At 64.7% G+C, this 16,478-nt stretch carries 10 protein-coding genes; 3 read left to right on the top strand and 7 right to left on the bottom strand.

Annotation, left to right across the window (positions count from 1 at the left end; genetic code table 11):
- On the top strand, positions 1-588 hold a 588-nt coding region (locus AC04L7_RS02160), incomplete at its 5' end, for a hypothetical protein (protein ID WP_475512458.1).
- A gap of 213 nt (positions 589-801) precedes the next feature.
- On the opposite strand, the gene AC04L7_RS02155 is transcribed toward AC04L7_RS02160, so the two are convergent.
- Both AC04L7_RS02155 and AC04L7_RS02150 read right to left on the bottom strand, forming a co-directional pair.
- Entirely contained in the window at positions 802-1,065 is a 264-nt protein-coding gene (locus tag AC04L7_RS02155) for a hypothetical protein (RefSeq protein WP_435996522.1), read from the bottom strand.
- Positions 1,066-2,247: 1,182 nt separating this feature from the next.
- Complete coding sequence (locus AC04L7_RS02150) at positions 2,248-2,700, bottom strand: fasciclin domain-containing protein (protein ID WP_435996520.1); 453 nt, start codon at positions 2,698-2,700, stop codon at positions 2,248-2,250.
- A gap of 610 nt (positions 2,701-3,310) precedes the next feature.
- On the opposite strand from AC04L7_RS02150, the gene AC04L7_RS02145 reads away from it, so the two are divergent.
- Positions 3,311-3,553 carry a hypothetical protein gene (locus AC04L7_RS02145; RefSeq protein ID WP_296279200.1) on the top strand — a complete coding sequence of 81 codons (243 nt, stop codon included), beginning with the start codon at positions 3,311-3,313 and terminating at the stop codon, positions 3,551-3,553.
- Positions 3,554-4,025: 472 nt separating this feature from the next.
- On the opposite strand, the gene AC04L7_RS02140 is transcribed toward AC04L7_RS02145, so the two are convergent.
- The 5 genes from AC04L7_RS02140 to AC04L7_RS02120 form a co-directional block, all read right to left on the bottom strand.
- The gene (locus AC04L7_RS02140) at positions 4,026-5,078 is read right to left on the bottom strand and encodes a serine hydrolase domain-containing protein (RefSeq protein WP_435996518.1); all 1,053 of its coding nucleotides are present in this window, start codon (positions 5,076-5,078) and stop codon (positions 4,026-4,028) included.
- A 133-nt stretch (positions 5,079-5,211) separates the two neighbouring features.
- Positions 5,212-6,084, bottom strand: a complete 873-nt coding sequence (locus tag AC04L7_RS02135; RefSeq protein WP_435996516.1) for an AraC family transcriptional regulator — start codon at positions 6,082-6,084, stop codon at positions 5,212-5,214.
- 203 nt (positions 6,085-6,287) lie between these two features.
- A complete protein-coding gene (locus AC04L7_RS02130; RefSeq protein WP_475512457.1) occupies positions 6,288-6,653 on the bottom strand; it encodes a hypothetical protein in 366 nt (121 codons plus the stop codon).
- Between the two features lie 245 nt (positions 6,654-6,898).
- The gene (locus tag AC04L7_RS02125; protein ID WP_435996512.1) at positions 6,899-7,108 is read right to left on the bottom strand and encodes a hypothetical protein; all 210 of its coding nucleotides are present in this window, start codon (positions 7,106-7,108) and stop codon (positions 6,899-6,901) included.
- Positions 7,109-7,116: 8 nt separating this feature from the next.
- Positions 7,117-15,858, bottom strand: a complete 8,742-nt coding sequence (locus tag AC04L7_RS02120) for a glycoside hydrolase family 94 protein (protein ID WP_475512456.1) — start codon at positions 15,856-15,858, stop codon at positions 7,117-7,119.
- Positions 15,859-16,084: 226 nt separating this feature from the next.
- On the opposite strand from AC04L7_RS02120, the gene AC04L7_RS02115 reads away from it, so the two are divergent.
- A partial coding sequence (locus AC04L7_RS02115) for a response regulator transcription factor (RefSeq protein ID WP_475512455.1) occupies positions 16,085-16,478 on the top strand: 394 nt, incomplete at its 3' end.

Raw genomic sequence — 16,478 nt, 5'->3', positions numbered from 1 at the left:
GTCCAAGCGAGCCGGCAAAGGCAGTTGTCGAAACTGTTCATCGGACATCTCTGCCAGGTCGAAGCGAAGCTCGTTCTCGACTTCGAACCGCAGTCGTCCGACCAGCTCGCGAACCGTGGACAACAGCTCTGCAAAGTCCATGGCTTCCAGCTGCCCCAGTACGAACATGGGGACCGGCTCGCAGCGTACGTGCGGAACATCGCCCGCATCCAGCACCGCYTCGCTTCTGTAAGTGCGTCCAATCCCACCAGGGTGGCTGACGAGCGTATCTCTCAGACGCCGGAAGTGACGGTGCCGGACAAGGAGTATCTCGCTCAGACCTCCGAGTATCCGGGACGCACCCCATGCGGGCACACCCTTCCCGAAGCACCGTCCGTAGCGGACAAGCGCGTCCGTCCACGCCAACTCCAGATCCTCTTTGGGGCCACCGCAGAGAACCCGATCGACGCTGGCGACCGATCGGTCCAGATCATCCGCAATACCCGTCAACAGCTCGAGCCGCCGTGCGTGGCCACCATCCAGCAGTCGAATGTCCGCCACGTACTCCCTCTCCGGCACTCACTCAGGCGAGCACTTTGCGGGTTCTAACGGTACTGGCGGGTGAAACAGGCAGCCGCACATCGGAATGTTTTCAGTAAACGCAAGTATTGAGTCTTGCGGAAGCACATGCGCTGGACAGGTGCCCGCGGATAGCGACCGCTTCCGGCCAAAAACGGGCATCTCAGAAGCCGCATAAGAAAAAACACGCTGGGTGTATTCCTCGCTGACCTTGGTTGTAGCCCCTCCAACTACCGAACTCTTCTAAGAATCCAGTACGGCTTGCGCCATCAATTGCACGCGACGGGGAAGCCTGGAAAGAAGCTCGTGACTAACACGACCTCTCTTCAACCGAACACTTGCCAAAGCCTCGCCACAGTCTTCAACCAGATCCTCATCCTCCGCTAGATTACATGCGATATGACACAGCGCGCTCTCCACATCATCATCGATGTATTCACCCAGGTGATTGGCGCAGTCCAGCCGGTCGCCATACGCTGCCGACCCATCCAGCAGGATGCCAATCATGGCGACCCCATCCTCATCTACGCTTCCGAATGGACCCGCAGGCATTCCCCCTGGTACCACCCGGTAGCACGATGGACTGGCACGATTTGGCCTTGAGGCGACTGGGGTGGGCTGACAAGCGACCCGATGACGTGGAGCGAGCGGGCGATGCCTCATTCGACCTCGTCTCAAGCTAACCTCATCGGGTGAACTGACCGCAACTACTGCCACTGCAGGATGTCCGCTTTAGGTCTGAAGCGGACAGCATGTCGCGCAGACCAGGATCTATAAAGAGGCGTATGTGGATTGATGCCAAAGTGCTTAGACCACGGCGGGCGTAGCCCTCGTTGCAGAGTGGCGCAACGCTGCCTCTCTCTTGTCCAGCATTGTTTCCATTGCGACGAGACTCACGAACATGGCCAGTCGCGCATCTTGGGGAGCGTCATCACGCAATTGGATACGCAATTTCCGTACGAACTCTCGAGCGTCAGGCCCTACTTGGCCGTCGCGAAGCCTTGCCATGCTCTCGCTAAGAATAGTGCTGAGTTCGGAAACTGTTCGCATCTCCATAACCTCCGGTTCGTACGATGGCTGTCGCCCACCGGGAGTGCTACGAAATCGGAGGCAGTACACCGGCGTGATTCTGCAGAGAGTTTCATCGGTTGGCGCAGCCTCGTGCTAACCGGCATTCCGGGGATCAGGAGTTGTTCGCATGAGTGGCAGCGACGTCGCGGTAGATCCCACTTCCCCGTATGACGCAGAAACATTTCCGAATGACTGGAAAGCGGACAGGACTCTGCACGAGGACTCGAGGCAATCAGTTCGCTTCTGCGAGTCCCGCATAGCGGAGTACCGTACCTTCGTCCTGGCTTGCTTGTTTGGTCGATTCGAGCCAGCGCGACGCCGCACCAAAATTGTTGATGAGGGTGCCCAACTCGTCTGTCAGACACTTCGCACAAGGCTGGCCGCCTGGACTTGGCCTACAGCATCGCACGCAGGGCGACATGGTCGTCTTGCTTGCCGGTCTCAGCTGATATGCGATCTTGTTCATAAGGGCGGCAGCCGCCTTGGGCCGGTCCGTACCGACGCCGATCGAGGTTGATGCGTGGGGTTTGATGGGTGGGCCCATGGGAAGTTCTGTCGCCGAAGAAGCGATGCGGCGGGAATTTCCTCCCGCCGCAAGCAGTCCTTTGCATCCGCACCTTAGTTGGGTTTGGATTCCGGAAGGTTGACCTTGTCGATACCGTGGATCACGCCGTTCTTGGCAAGAATGTCCGGAAGCGTGACGCGAGCGGCGCCAATGCTGAGCTTGCCTTCAGTGACCTTGATCGGCGCAGCCTGGCCTTGCACCGTGCGGGCCAATTGCCACTTCCCGACGTCGGTCGTCGTCTTACGGCCACTGACCAGGTGATAGTTGATCAATGAAGCCAACTCATCCTTGTTGGCAGGCTCGAGCAACCGGTCGAGCGCGCCTGCCGGCAGGCCAGAGAACGCTTCGTCGGTGGGGGCGAAGAGCGTGTATTGCTCATCACCTGCCAGCGAGGCCGTAAGGCCTGCCTTGTCGACGGCATTGATAAAGGTCGAGAAGGATTTGTTGGTCTTCAGCGTGCCCAAAAGGTTCTGCTGGGCGAGGCCTTCTTTCTGTTGCATTTCCATGGGAATTTCCTACGAAGTGGACCCGTATCAGGGTCAAGCGGACGGCCAAAGCCGTGGCCAGGCGAAATGCCAGGCACGAGCTCAATGCGGAGAGTAGGAGGGGTGGAACGCGGCTGAGCAGCCGATACGGTATTGCACCGCAACTTTTGCACCCTGCGCCTTTGGTTGTTAGTCTGGCGTGACGCTGGCAGGAATAGTCTGCCGCCACGTGAAGAAACGTGGTAGCGTCATGCGACGCGGAATTCCGATGCTTGGTTAGCTTTCGCGCCCGCAGTGTGCCGGTTCGCACAATGTGCCGGAGCTGCCATGACTATCAAACGACATCGTGTCGTATCGACCGAATCCCCTTTCCAGAGCGTCACTCATGCGTTGAGGGATTGCGCGTTGCAGTGTGCCGAGAATGAGGGATGGCCCGTCCTTGATGACGTGATCGAACCCTCTTTCGTAGTAGCCCAGTCCAATCTTGCTCAACGCATCGCGCGGCCACGCGACCAGTCTATCGAAGAGGAAGCGTTCTTCTGGTCTTGGAGAACGCCTGCGCCTCGTCGTATAGGACCGAGCACGCGACGCGGCTTGGCGCTCGTGACCTCGGGCACACAGCATCGCAGTCATGGATAGCATCTCGTTGGTTATTTCGTTGCAGAGCGTTGAGTGCATTGAAGGGCGCCTCGATCCGGAGATGGATTCCCGATTGAATTCGTTTCGCCTCGTTCATGAGCAGAGAAATCATGGCGGGGATGCCTGCTGGTTCTTCTTCGCCAAGGCCGACCTGACGAAGCCAGAGGCCCTTTCCCGCGCAGAGCAGTGGCATGCATCTACACACCATTCTCTGTGGCCTGGAATGTTCCATTAGTTGTCATAGGAGCGATCAGGACTCATGCCACTACGTGCCTATCGAACGAAGGCTCAGAACGAAAGAAGGCAGGTCTTCGTTCTTCGTCTTGGCCTTGGCCAGTCAATTGGCCCGCTCGCACTGAGGTCGATATGGGCTACGGCTTGCGACTCGCCAGACGTTGGCGTCAGCCGCCGGACGCAGAACGATGCCGGTCACGCGATTCGCCCCAGTTACGGCCTGTGGGCAAGATATGACTTCAACCGGATCCCAGTGGAGCAGAGGCTACGCTCGATACTGGATGCCGATGGCTATTTCTTTACATTGATCTCAATGGGCGCACAGGCCGTCGGACGGTAGCGGCGGCTGCTTGAGGACTTCATTGGTCTCATTCTGGTGTGGGCACACGTTGACTGGGTCGCGGTGATCCCTTATCTGCTGTGCCAGTCCCATCTCGCGGATGTCCGTTTCCGGCCAGGAGCGGACGTCACCTCTACCTTATCGCGGGCAAGAGCTTCTGGTTGAGAAGCTGGAATGTGAGCCTCGGGGCGTTCTGCACCTGATAGTTGGTCGTCGTGATGACCACGACCATCCGCTCCTTCGGGAATACGCGCACCGTGTTTCCTCCCGTGCCATTCATGGCATAGGAGTCGAACGACCGGCCGGCGCTGGTCTCATGATGGAGCCACCACAGGTATCCATAGTCGATCCCTTCTTCGATGCGTGCATGCGGCCTTAAGGATTCCGCCACCCAATTGGCGGGCACGAGTTGACGGCCCTCCCACTGCCCTCCGCGACGATAAAGCTCGCCCAGTTTCAGGAGGTCTCGGCTGCGCAAGCCGAGGCCGCCGCCCGCCTGGGCCAGACCCAAAGGCGAGAACTGCCACTCGGGCGCATCGATGCCCAAGGGACCGAACAACCTGTCTTTTGCATAGTCCTGAAGCGGGATGCCGGTAGCGCCCTGAATGGCGGCACCCAATGTCGTGACGCCGGCGGTGCAGTAGCGGAAGCTACGACCGTAGGGCGCCCGTTCGGGAGGCGTCATCCAGGCGGCAAACCCCTGCATGGGCAAGTCCAGGTAGAACCCTACCCAGTCCTCTATCAGGTACATCCGCTCCTCATTGCCGCGCGACCACTGGTTCCAGTCGTCGCACTCGAGCAGCGACGACATGGTCATCAGGTCTCCGACCGTAATCGCCTGCTTGCGCGCATCTGGATTGGCGGGAGGTGCTCGGTTCAGCATCGGAAGTACAGGAGCATCGGGCCCGGCCATCTTTCCTTCGGCGATCGCAATGCCTGCCAGCATGCCGGCCACCGTCTTGGTGGCGGAACGCGTGTTGCGTCTCGCATCGCGCCCACCTTCGTCGAAGTAGCGTTCGTAGACCAAGGCCCCATCCCTGGCGACGAGGATGCTCGTGATCTGCTTGAACTCACCGGCGCCGACCGCGCGCTCCAGTTCGGCAAACGCGGTCGGATCCAGGCCGGCCTTGACCGGATCGGCCATCGGCCAGTCCTGCGACGTGTTGTCGCTGGCGATGACTGCCATGGGAAGGGCGAGAAGAATGACTGCGCTACAAAGGCGTGCGTGCATGCGGAAATCCTGAAGGTAGGGCCGAAGGGACTGGGTGGATGATGGTCTGCTCAGTGCCGCATGGCTTGCACGGCGGCAACATGGCTATTCAGCCAAACCGTCGATAGAGGGAGGGGGAGCGGCCGTATGCGCGCTTGAAGAGACGATGGAAGTGGCTCTGGTCGGAGAACCCGAAGGCCGACGCGACCTCCGCGATGGAGTCACTGCCTCGAAGCAGTTCTGCGGCGGCGCGCTCAAGGCGAAGTTTCCTCGAGTATTCGACAGGCGTGCATCCGTGCCGCATCCGGAACACACGAGCGAGATGGACGGGATGGACATCGCAGATACTGGCGAGCCGGGCCATGTCGGCAGGCCTGTCGTGCAGATCCCGCAGGTAGGCCTCTGCCAAGAGCATCCATCCTGGCGTGCGCCGCACGTCGTCCTCCGGTCCACTGATCCCGGCCAGCAGTTCGTCCAGCAGGACCTGGGCCAGGCTGACATCGTCGTCCTGCCACGACATCATGGCGGTGGCAATTCCCGAAGCCAGCGCCTGGCCCGTTCGGCCGACATGGCGCGCCCCACGATCCAGGCGATCCCCCCACTGCAACCTCAATGACTCCGGGATCATCATCGTGACGAACTCCCCCTTCAGGTCATGAAACCTGTCGCGATGGGTGGTACCGGGCGCGTTGTAGATGAGAGCGCCTTCCGGACAGGCAGAAGGACCACGCTGGGCGGACGTGATGTACTTCCCGCTCAACACCAGAACCAGGTGCGCCTCTTCGTGCGAATGCCTGGGCAACTCTCTGGCGGGGATCGTAGGTACAAGTCGCGCCAGCTGCACGCCACTGGGTAGCACGAGGATCTCTCCAGTGCCCGCGCAGCCGGCACGGCGAGCAGGCAACTGACCCGCCGGAAGCGCGACACCTTCAGTACCGGTCCGTTCTTCTCGAACGGGCAAGTCCTCCGTCAATACGCGCAAGCCCTGCTCCCCGCCACACTTGAGACGCGGCGATCCTGGCATCCACCAGGCGCAGCGCACACCGACAGGCGACGAAACCGAGAATAGGCCGATGCAGGCCTACTGTTCCGACGTGGATTCCATTCCATGGCTGCGCGAAAGCACGTCGCTACCCGCCGACGTCCGCTTCCGATCGAAGGCGGACGGACCGACGGGATACCGTCTCAGTGCGGGGACCCCATCGGGCTCTGGGTGGATGAGCGGAACGTCGGCCGCGGCGGATCGGGATGGAAGTGCTGGATCGATTTTCCGTCGTAGCGGAACTGGACGCCGCTGAAGTCCACCAGGCCCATCAGCAGTTCCTCGACGACGGTCCTCAGTTGCGCTTGCAGGTCTTCCAGTTCGCCTCCGGCATACCTGGGGACATAGCCGCGACCCAGATCCACGATCACTCGGGTGCTGGCGCGGTCGAATTCGACATGCACGGATACGTCCTTGCCCTGTCCCTCGATCCGCTTCTGCCGGTTGACTCGCGCCTGCACCTCTTCGGTCAGCTGCCGCTCGATCTCGAGGCGATCGGCCGTCGGCATCATGGCAGCGGTGGGTGCTGGCGCTGCTGCCGGCGCAGGTGCGGGTGCCGCGGCGACTGTGAATGCGGTGCAGAACAGAAGGCACAACGCACGTCGGCAAGTCGGTCGTGTCGATGACGCTTTGGCGATGCTTTTCACGCTGCCCACCTTCGATGATCCGCATGCGTAGCAGGCAGGCTGTAGAGGTACACGCGCTTAGTCAAACCATGGGACTGGCGGGTCGGATGTCGGCCGGCAGCCACCCATCATTCCGCCGCACCAAGGCTCGCAACAAGCGCCCTTACCCGATCGCGCAGCTCCGCTAATTCACGCGGGCCGCATTCGCGCTCCATTTCATGGACCAGGGCGTGGAACTGGGGCCAGAACTGCGCTGGATGACGCACGCGGCTCGTCCACTCGGGGAGCGCGTCGACCAGGTTGCGCCACTTCGCTTCGGTGGTGGGTCGCAGCGCCATGCCTGGTCTCACGTCGTGTAGACGACACGATGCAGCTTTCCATCGTCTACCAGGGGGATGTCGAGAGCGTCGCGCGCTACGCCATCCAGCATCACCGTCGGGTCACCCGACGTTCCCCGGGTGAYGCTGATACGGTAGGTCGCGCTGCCGAAGCGGTATCGCACTTCGAATGCCTCCCATGCCGACGGCGTACGCGGATCCAGCGTCAGGACATCGCCCTTGCGTCGCACGCCCAGCACCGATTCGATCATCAACCGATACATCCAGCCGGCGGATCCGGTGTACCAGGTCCAGCCGCCGCGGCCGGTGTGGGGCGCCACCGCGTAGACATCGGCGGCCATGACGTACGGCTCCGCCTTGTATACCTGGACGGCGTCGGCATCCAGCGCGTGGTTGACGGGATTGATCATGCGGGCCAGTTCCCACGCACGCTCGGGGTCGCCGGCATGCGCGAACGCCATCGCCGCCCATACCGCCGCATGCGTGTACTGCCCACCGTTCTCGCGCACCCCCGGGACATAGCCGCGGATGTAGCCCGGATCATGCGTCGTCCGGTCGAAAGGCGGATCGAGAAGCTGCACCAGGCCGGCCTCGGGCTTCACCAGCTTCGTGTAGAGGGCATCGAGGGCCCGCTGGCCACGCGTGGCGTCGGCCACGCCGGAGAGCACCGACCAGCTCTGCGAGATCGAATCGATCCTGCACTCGTCGCTGCTGGACGAGCCGATCGCGGTGCCATCGTCGAACCATGCACGGCGATACCACTCGCCATCCCAGGCGTGCGTCTCCAGCGCGACGCCGAGCGCATCCGCCTGCTCGGCGCACCAGCGCGCGACCTCCGCATCGCCGCGCGCCTCGGCCACGGGAATGAATTTCCGCAGCGTGTCCACCAGGAAGAAACCCAGCCAGACGCTCTCGCCGCGCCCGCCTTCGCCCACGCGATTCATGCCGTCGTTCCAGTCGCCGGTGGCGATCAACGGCAGCCCGCGCTCGCCCAGCAGACGGCAGCCGCGCCGCAACGCCAGGACGCAATGGTCGTAGAGCGTCTTCCGGAGTGCAGAGGGGGCCGGCATGTCGTAATAGCCTTCCTCATCGGGATTGACCTCCCTGCCCTCGACGAAACCGACGATTTCGTCGAGCACGGTACGGTCCGCCGTCACTTCGAGGTAGCGGCTGGTGGCCAGCGGCAACCAGAGATAGTCGTCCGAGCAGCGCGTCCTGACACCGCGTCCCTGCGGCGGATGCCACCAGTGCATGACGTCGCCCTGCGGGAACTGGTGCGCAGCGCTGGTGAGCAGGTGCCGGCGGCTCAGGTCGGGACGCGCATGGATGGTCGCCATCGTGTCCTGCAGCTGGTCCCGGAAGCCGAACGCGCCTCCGGACTGGTAATAGCCGCTGCGCGCCAGATAGCGGCATCCGAGCGTCTGGTAGAGCAGCCAGCCATTGGCGAGCGCGTCGAAGGCGGCATCCGGCGTACGGACCTGGATCGAGTCCAGCAGACCCCGCCAATGGATGCGCGCCGCGTCCAGTGCATCGTGCGCGTCGTGCATGCCTTGCGGGCGACGCGCCATCGCCAGCGCGCTGTCGCGGTCCTTCGCCGCGCCCAGCCGGAAAGCCACCTCGCGCTCCTCGCCCGGGCCCAGCGTCATCGGCACCTGTATCGCGGCGCAGGGATCGAGCCCGACGCCGACACGTCCGCTCAACCGTTCGCGGCTCAGGGCGGCGGGACGGTGCAAACCTCCGTTACGCCCCACGAATTCGATGCGGTCGGACGTCCAGCTGCAGCCGCTGGCGTCGGTGTCGAAGAACACCGTCCTGCCGGCGAACTCGGTGTTGAAAGGATTGTGCGCCATCAACGCACCGCTGACCGGATCCACTTCGGTCACCACGTGCATCCTGCACTTGTGGCGCAGGTCGCCCAGCACCCATTCGACGTAACCGAACGCCGACAGCGTGCGCATGCGGCCCGACACGTTGCGGATGCGGAGCATGGAGTGCTTGACCGCCTCGTCGACCCCCACATAGATCCACAACTCGGTGTGGATGCCGCGTTCCTGGTGTTCGTAGACGGTATAGCCGAACCCGTGGCGCGTCCGGTAGTCGCCGCTGCCCCGGCAAGGAAGCGGCGTGGGCGACCAGATCTCGCCACTTGCATCGTCGCGCAGGTAGAACGCCTCGCCGCCCACATCGGAGACGGGATCGTTGTGCCAGGGACTCAGGCGGTACTCATGCGCGTTCTCGAACCAGGTGTAGCCCGGCGAACTCTCGCTGACGACGCAGCCGAACGCATCGTTGGCCAGCACGTTGCACCAGGGGGCGGGCGTCGGCATGCCTTCGCGCGACACCACGACGTACTCGCGGCCGTCGCCGGTGAACGCGCCGATCCCGTTGTCGAACATGCGCTCCGCTTCCACCGGAAGGAACGGCCACAGCGCTTCCCGCTGCTCTTCGTCGCCTTCCCATGGTGCGGGAAGCCCGCTGCGCGGGTCGATCTCTTCGTTCTCGTCGCCCGCGTCCGACGCAGGGGTGCTCAACGCGTCGTCGGCAGCCGGTCGCGGCGCGAATGCGGCCGGCCAGGGCTTCGGCGGGACCAGCCGTCCGAGCTGCGCGGCCAACGTGCCTTCCCGATCGTCGATGAGCACGCGGGCGACCGCCTGCAGCAGCGTCCGATCTTCCTGCGACATGTTCTGCGCGGGCCGCACGAAGATGCCGCCCGGCCGATCGAGGACGGAAGCCTCCGCGTCGGCCGAGATCATGCCCAGGATCTGGTCCTGCAACTGCTGCCGATAACCGGCCTTGCTGTCGTTCCAGATGACCAGATCGGCGCGCAGTCCCTTGAGCCGCCAGTACGCATGCGCCTGCACCAGTTGCCGCACCACCTCGATGTTGTCGGCGTCGTGAACCTTGAGCAGCACGATCGGCAGGTCGCCGGAAATCGCATGCCCCCACAGCCCCGACTGGCCGCGCTGGTTCTGCTGCAGGACATCCGCGGGCGCACGCAGATGCGGATTGGCGTAGACCACCAGGCTGGCGAGCCGCTCGTACAACTGCGCCTCGGCGACGGTGGCGTTGATCTGGCGACGCACGACCTGGCTGTGCGTCCATGCGAGATCGAAGACGCGGTCGGCCAAGCGACGGTCGCGATAGCGGTCGATCAGCGTCTCGCTGGCCTCGCGACTCGCCGCCACGCCGTAGACCATGTCGACCTGCACCACCTGCTCCGGTTCCAGCGTCACCCGCACGCGGATCGCCACGATCGGGTCCAGGACGGAACCTTCGCTGTCGGACAGCGCCACTGCGCCCCTCAAGGCCTTCGGCGCACGCGGGGTATTGCCGCGACCGAGGAATGCCGACCGGTCCGTCTCGTAGGAGATCGTGGCCACGTCGGCATCGTGCACGGCGACCAAGTGAACCAGCCACGGCGGCACCTCATCGTGCGCGCGCGGCCGCCGCGTGCATAACAGTGCCTGCTTCTCGCGCACGATCTCGGTCTGCACGAAGAGGTTGCTGAACGCCGGGTGCGCGTCGTCAGACGCGGGCGGCGCAAGCACGACTTCCGCGTAGGTGGTGATCTCGATGGTGCGCGCGCGGCGGCTGCGATTGGCGATCTTCAGCCGCCTCAGCTCCATGTCGTCCTCGGGCGAGATGGCGATTTCGAGATGGCTTTCGTAGCCGTGCTTGCGGCCCCGGAATTCGGCCTTGGCATCGGAGAAGATGGCTTCGTACTGGTCCACCTGCACGCAGGTCGGCTGGTGCGCCGCCGACCAGAATTCCCCGCTCTCGATGTCGCGCAGATAGCAGAAGGTGCCCCAGGCATCGGTGGTGCCGTCCTCGCGCCAGCGCGTGGTCGCCATGTCGTGGTGGCGGCTGTAACCACCCCCCGCGTGGCTCAGAAGTCCGTGATAGCGTCCATTGGACAGGAGTTGCACTTCAGGACGCGGGCCTTCCGGATCGCGGATGACCCGCAGCACCGCTTCGCCCTCGCCCACCGGCGTCCGGGTTTCCAGCGTTTCCACCTCGTGGGGATGGAACACGCCCACGCGCGGAATGCGTTCCTGCAGCAGGAGCAAGGTCGCCTGGAACTCCGCATCGGCGACGAAACGCCGCTGCATCGGCTGGTTGCCGAGCAGGTGCACCAGCGACAGGAAGCCCATGCCCTGGTGATGCGCCATGAACGAGCGTAGCAGGACGCACTCCTGCCCCGGCGGCACGCGCGACGGCGTGTAGTCGATCGCCTCGTACAGGCCGAAGCGTCCGGAAAATCCCAGCGCCTGCAGGCGCTGCAGGTTCTCGCAGGCCGCTTCGGGGTTGACCATCAGCGCCATCATACTGGCGTACGGCGCGACCACGCTGTCCTGGCTCAGTCCGCGCTTGAGGCCCAGGCCGGGCACGCCGAACGCCCGATACTGATAGTTCATGCGCGTATCGACCGCGTTGTATCCCGACTCCGACACACCCCACGGCAGCCCCACGTTCCTGCCATGCTGGATGTGCGCCTCCACCGCGTTGTGCATGGTCTGGTCGAGCAAGGTGTCCGGGTAATCCGGCATCACCAGTTGCGGCATCAGGTACTCGAACATCGAGCCGCTCCAGGAAAGCAGCGCGGGCATTCCATTGACTTCGGTCAGCAGGCGACCGAGCGCGAACCAGCTCTCCTGCGGCAGCTGCCCCTGCGCAATGGCGACGAACACGCCCAGGCGCACTTCCGATGCGAGCAGGTCGTAGAAGCTGTTGTCCAGGCGGTGATCGTCCACGTTGAAGCCGATCGCCAGGAGGTTCCTGGAACGGTCGTACAGGAAGCCGTATTCCATCAACGAGAACTGCCCGGCCAGGTGCGCAAGCCGCTCCAGCTCACGGATGCGTTCCCGCGCCAGCCGCGACGCCCGCGCATCCTCGCCCGCGGTGGCGAGTTGCCGCAGGCTCGGGATGGTCCGGCCGGGCGACGCGCCGGTGCGCGGCAGGGCCGCGTCCGGAAAGAAGAGCGCCAGCGCCTCCACGGCACCGGTGCAGGCATCACTCAACGCCTGTGGCCAGTGGCGGTCGCCGGGCGCCATGTCGGATGGGGCCGGCCAGGCGGCCAGCAGATTCGCGGCATGCGTCTGCAGGCCGGTGAGCGAAGACATCGCCTGCTCCAACGAGAGGGCGCTATCCGTGTCGATGGCTGCAAGGCCGCCCCTGAAAGCCGCCAGCTCGAGGGTGACGGCGGCGCTCCGCGCAGGCTGCGCAGCCGCTTCTTCCTCGACGATACCGAAGGTATCCGCGATGCCGCCGAACGTCGTGGGCGCCAGGATGGGCGCATCGACCATCGCCAGCAGTCCCTGCCTCAACGTCAGCAGATGCCCGGCCAGGTTGCCGCTGTCCACCGTGGAAACGTAACGCGGCGGAAGCGGCTGCAGGTTCGAGGTGTCGTACCAGTTGAGGAAGTGACCGCGGTGCCGGGGCAGCTGCTCCAGCGTGTCGAAGACGTTCCGCGTGCGCTCCGCGACTGCGCCCGCCTGCAGGTAGCCGAAGTCCCAGGCGGCGAGATTCGCGAGCAGGGACAAGCCGATGTTCGTCGGCGACGTGCGCCGGGCCACGACCAGCGAGGGATGTTCCTGGATGTTGTCGGGCGGCAGCCAATGGTCCTCTTCCCGGATCCACGTCTCGAAGAACGACCACGTGCGGCGCGATAGCTTTCCAAGGAAAGCGCGCTGGGGCGTACTGAGTGCCGCATCCTCGCGTTCTGGCGGATGGCTCAGCCAGGTCATCACGGCAGGGGCCCACATCCATGCGAGCAGCAACGGTCCCGCGATCGCCAGCGCGTCGGGCCGCAGCCACAGCAGCAGGAATGCGATGCCGACCGCGATCACCGAGCCCGGCAACATGCCGCGCCAGTCGGCGCTCCGGTCGCCGGCCAGCGATCGCTCCACCTCGCTGGAGGGGTTCCATTGCAGCAGGTGGCGGCGGCTGATGCCGAGTCGCCACAGCGTGCGCACGATGGCGCCGCCGGCCAGCCACGCTTCATGGGCGAGGCACGCCACGTTGAGCGCGGCGCGCTGGAGGGAACGCGCCGTCGCGCGCCCGACCTGCACCCAGTGCGACTCCGCCGGCATGTCGTCGGGCAACGTCATACCGTCCTTCAGCGCCGAGAGGATCAACGGCGCGAACCACAGCGCGAGCACGATGAGCGTCCACGCCAGCGGCTGGGGCGCGTGGACCCATCCGATGACGAACAGCGCCAGTGCCGCCATCGACACCAGGCTGCGCCGGAGGTTGTCCAGCAGCTTGCCGCGCGAGAGCCAGCTGAGCGGATTGCGTTCCCAAGTCCCGTCGGCGGTCGGGATGCGCGGCAGCAGCCACGGCAGCAGCTGCCAGTCGCCGCGCATCCAGCGTGCCCGCCGCTTGGTGTCGGCCGCATAGCGTTCCGGATAGTCCTCGTACAGGCGTACGTCGCTCACCAGGCCCGCGCGGGCGAAGCAGCCTTCGAGCAGGTCATGGCTGAGGATGCGGTTCTCGGGCAGGCGTTCCGCCAGCACGTGCTCGAAGGCCGCCACGTCGTAGATGCCCTTGCCCACGAAAGAGCCCTCGCCGAACAGATCCTGGTAGACGTCCGAGACCGTCCGCGTGTACGGATCGATGCCCGGCTCGCTGCCGAAGACCGTGGCGAAGCGCGACGGCCTGCGCCCGCTCAGGCTGCTGCCGACACTGGGTTGCAGGATGCCGTAGCCGCGGATCACCACGTTGCGTCGCGGATCGATCACGGGACGGTTGAGCGGATGCGCCAGCGTCGCCACGAATTCCCGGGCTGCATCCCGCGGCAAGCGGGTGTCGGTATCGAGCGTGATGACGTATTTCGCATGCCGGAGCGCCGAGGCATCGCCCACGATGCGCATGAAGGGAGCCTGCTCCCCTTCCAGGATCAGCGCGTTGAGCGCCGACAGCTTCCCGCGCTTGCGTTCATACCCCATCCAGACGGCTTCGGAGGCGTTCCATTGCCGCGGCCTGTGCAGCAGGAAGAACCGGTCCAGCGTCTCGGGGGCGTACCGCCGGTTGAGCCGTTCGATCTGCGCTGCCGCGTACGCGACGAGCGCCTCATCGCCGGGCATCGACTGGCTGGGCGCATCCAGGAAATCCGTGAGCAACACGAACCTGAGCTGCGCATCGCGATTGGCGAGGAAGCGCACCTCCATCCCTTCGACCAGGCTGTCGATGCCTTTTTCGCTCGACAGCATGGTCGGCACGGCGACGACGGAGCGACAGGTGTCCGGTATGCCGGTGCTGAAGTCCATCCGTGGCAGGGGACGGGGCGCGACGAGCAGCGTCGCCAGCCAGTTGACCAGCGCGATGCCCAGCTCGCTGAAGACCACGATGGACAGCGCCACGACGATCCACAGGGGAACATCGCCATAGCCGCTGGCCACGAGCGCCCACGTCGCCAGCGCGATGATCGCGGCGATCGGGATCAGGTACGCCAGCAGCGGATAGTGCCGTGGGCGGAGTCGCGCGCGACGGTAGCCCGGCGCTGCCCTGGCCACGACCTCGCGGGTGCGATCCAGTCCGTCGTCCAGCAGCCAGTACCCCACATGCCCGGTCTGCGGGCGCGGCATGTCAGGCATGTCCGGCCCATCGGGCCCGGCATGGTCGCGCGCGAGCGTGACCACCACGCCGGCCACGTCTTCCTCGGACGCACCACTGGAACGTGCGATCTTCTCGATCACGTGCCGGTAGGCGTCGCGCGTGCCGAAATCCATCAGGCCGTAGATGCCTGCCGGGTCTTCCTGCAGGCGCCGGTCCACGACGCTCATGTCTTCCACGAAGCGTTTCCAGTCCATCGTGGCGAGGAAGCGCAGGCTGCCGATGCTGTTGCCGATGGACACCTGGTCGGCGGCCTGCTGCTGGCTTTCGGCAGTGACCAGCTCATCGATCCGGTAGCCCGCGGCTGCGACCCATTGTTCGAGCCAGGCGCCCGGCAGCGCCAGCGGCCCGGTGCGGCTATCGAGCCGGCGGATCAGCTCGGCGACGAATGCGCCCGTCAGCGGCGGCGTGGAACGCGCCATGTCCGCCACGATCAGCACCACGTCACCGGGCGCGTCGATCGCCGCCCGGTTCAGCCGCCTTGCCCACGTACTGGCCAAACGACGATGCGCGCCGTCGCGCATCACATGCGAGGCCATGCGGCGCAGGTTCTCGATCAGCGCGAGGCGCAGCATGATGGGCACGGCCCATAGTTCCCCCATCTTGAGGGGCGCAACGATTTGGTAGCCTGCGATGAAGCGACGCAGCGTCTCTCCATCGATGCGTCCGTCACCGTGGGAGACCGCCTCGATCGTCAGCGCATACACCCGCGGCAGGCCGCGCAGGGCGCCCTGCGACAGCGAAGGCAGCTGGCGGCTGTAACCCGTGGGCAGGTGGCGCCGCGCCAGCTGGATCTGCTCTTCGATGACGTGGTAGTTGTCCAGCAGCCATTCGCCGGCCGGCGAGATCCTCAGTTCCTCGCGAACGAGATCGTTGAGCAGGTCGTTCGCCTCGCCGAGTAATTTCTGGTTCGACTGCAGCCGCGCCAACAGCCGCTCTTCCGTCGGCTCCATCTTCACCTTGTGCGCATGCGCAAGCGACCGGCCGTACGCCTCCATCTGCTCGACGCTGAGCAGTTGCGCCCGGAGGGGCTCTTCGCCCTTGGCGACGGGATCGACGGGGAAGCGGGTACGGCGGAATCGCTTGAGCCGCCGGCGCAGGCGTAGCCAGCGTCCGAAGGTGCGCCTGAAGTTGGTCATGAAGAACCTGTGGGGGCAGGAATGCCGGCATCGTCTCACCCGGCCCCACCCGCGACGCGTGAAGACCCGCACGGCCGCGGGTTCCTGCTGCGCGCGACGATGCAGGCGGACCGCGGACTCCAATGCGCGACGGTCCGGACGGTGATAACGCGCGCCGGCTTCACGGCACCATGACGATGGACGGCGCACCCTTCATCACGATGACGTCATGACACGGAATGCAGCCATGCCTACGAATGCACTTGTTCTCATCATCGAGGACGACAGGCTCATCGCGGAATCGGTCGGTGCCTACCTGGAAGCACGAGGCATGGAGGTCGACTACGCCCACGACGGCGCGGAAGGCTATCGCCTGGCCACCGAGACGCGATACGACGCCATCGTGCTGGACGGGCATCTTCCCCGACTGGATGGGCTGGACATCGTCAACAGGCTCCGCACCGAGGCGCGCCTCTCGACGCCGATCATCATGGTCACCGGACGCGACCGCCTGGAGGACAAGATCACCGGGCTCGAACGCGGGGTCGACGATTACCTGACCAAGCCCTTCGCCACGCCGGAGCTCGAGGCGCGCCTTCGCGCCGTGATCCGCCGCAACCGCCGGGAACTGGGGCGCGAAG

Source organism: Pseudoxanthomonas sp. LjRoot204_2, assembly GCF_056175765.1.
The sequence above is the reverse complement of the archived record's forward strand: the minus strand, read 5'-3'. Positions and strand labels throughout refer to the sequence as shown.

Bases quoted from the DNA above. Each gene is read 5' to 3' on its own strand.
- AC04L7_RS02125 (WP_435996512.1), bottom strand. From the start codon at position 7,108: ATGGCGCTGCGACCCACCACCGAAGCGAAGTGGCGCAACCTGGTCGAC.
- AC04L7_RS02140 (WP_435996518.1), bottom strand. From the start codon at position 5,078: ATGGCAGTCATCGCCAGCGACAACACGTCGCAGGACTGGCCGATGGCC.
- AC04L7_RS02145 (WP_296279200.1), top strand. From the start codon at position 3,311: ATGGATAGCATCTCGTTGGTTATTTCGTTGCAGAGCGTTGAGTGCATT.
- AC04L7_RS02150 (WP_435996520.1), bottom strand. From the start codon at position 2,700: ATGGAAATGCAACAGAAAGAAGGCCTCGCCCAGCAGAACCTTTTGGGC.
- AC04L7_RS02155 (WP_435996522.1), bottom strand. From the start codon at position 1,065: ATGATTGGCATCCTGCTGGATGGGTCGGCAGCGTATGGCGACCGGCTG.
- AC04L7_RS02130 (WP_475512457.1), bottom strand. From the start codon at position 6,653: ATGCCGACGGCCGATCGCCTCGAGATCGAGCGGCAGCTGACCGAAGAG.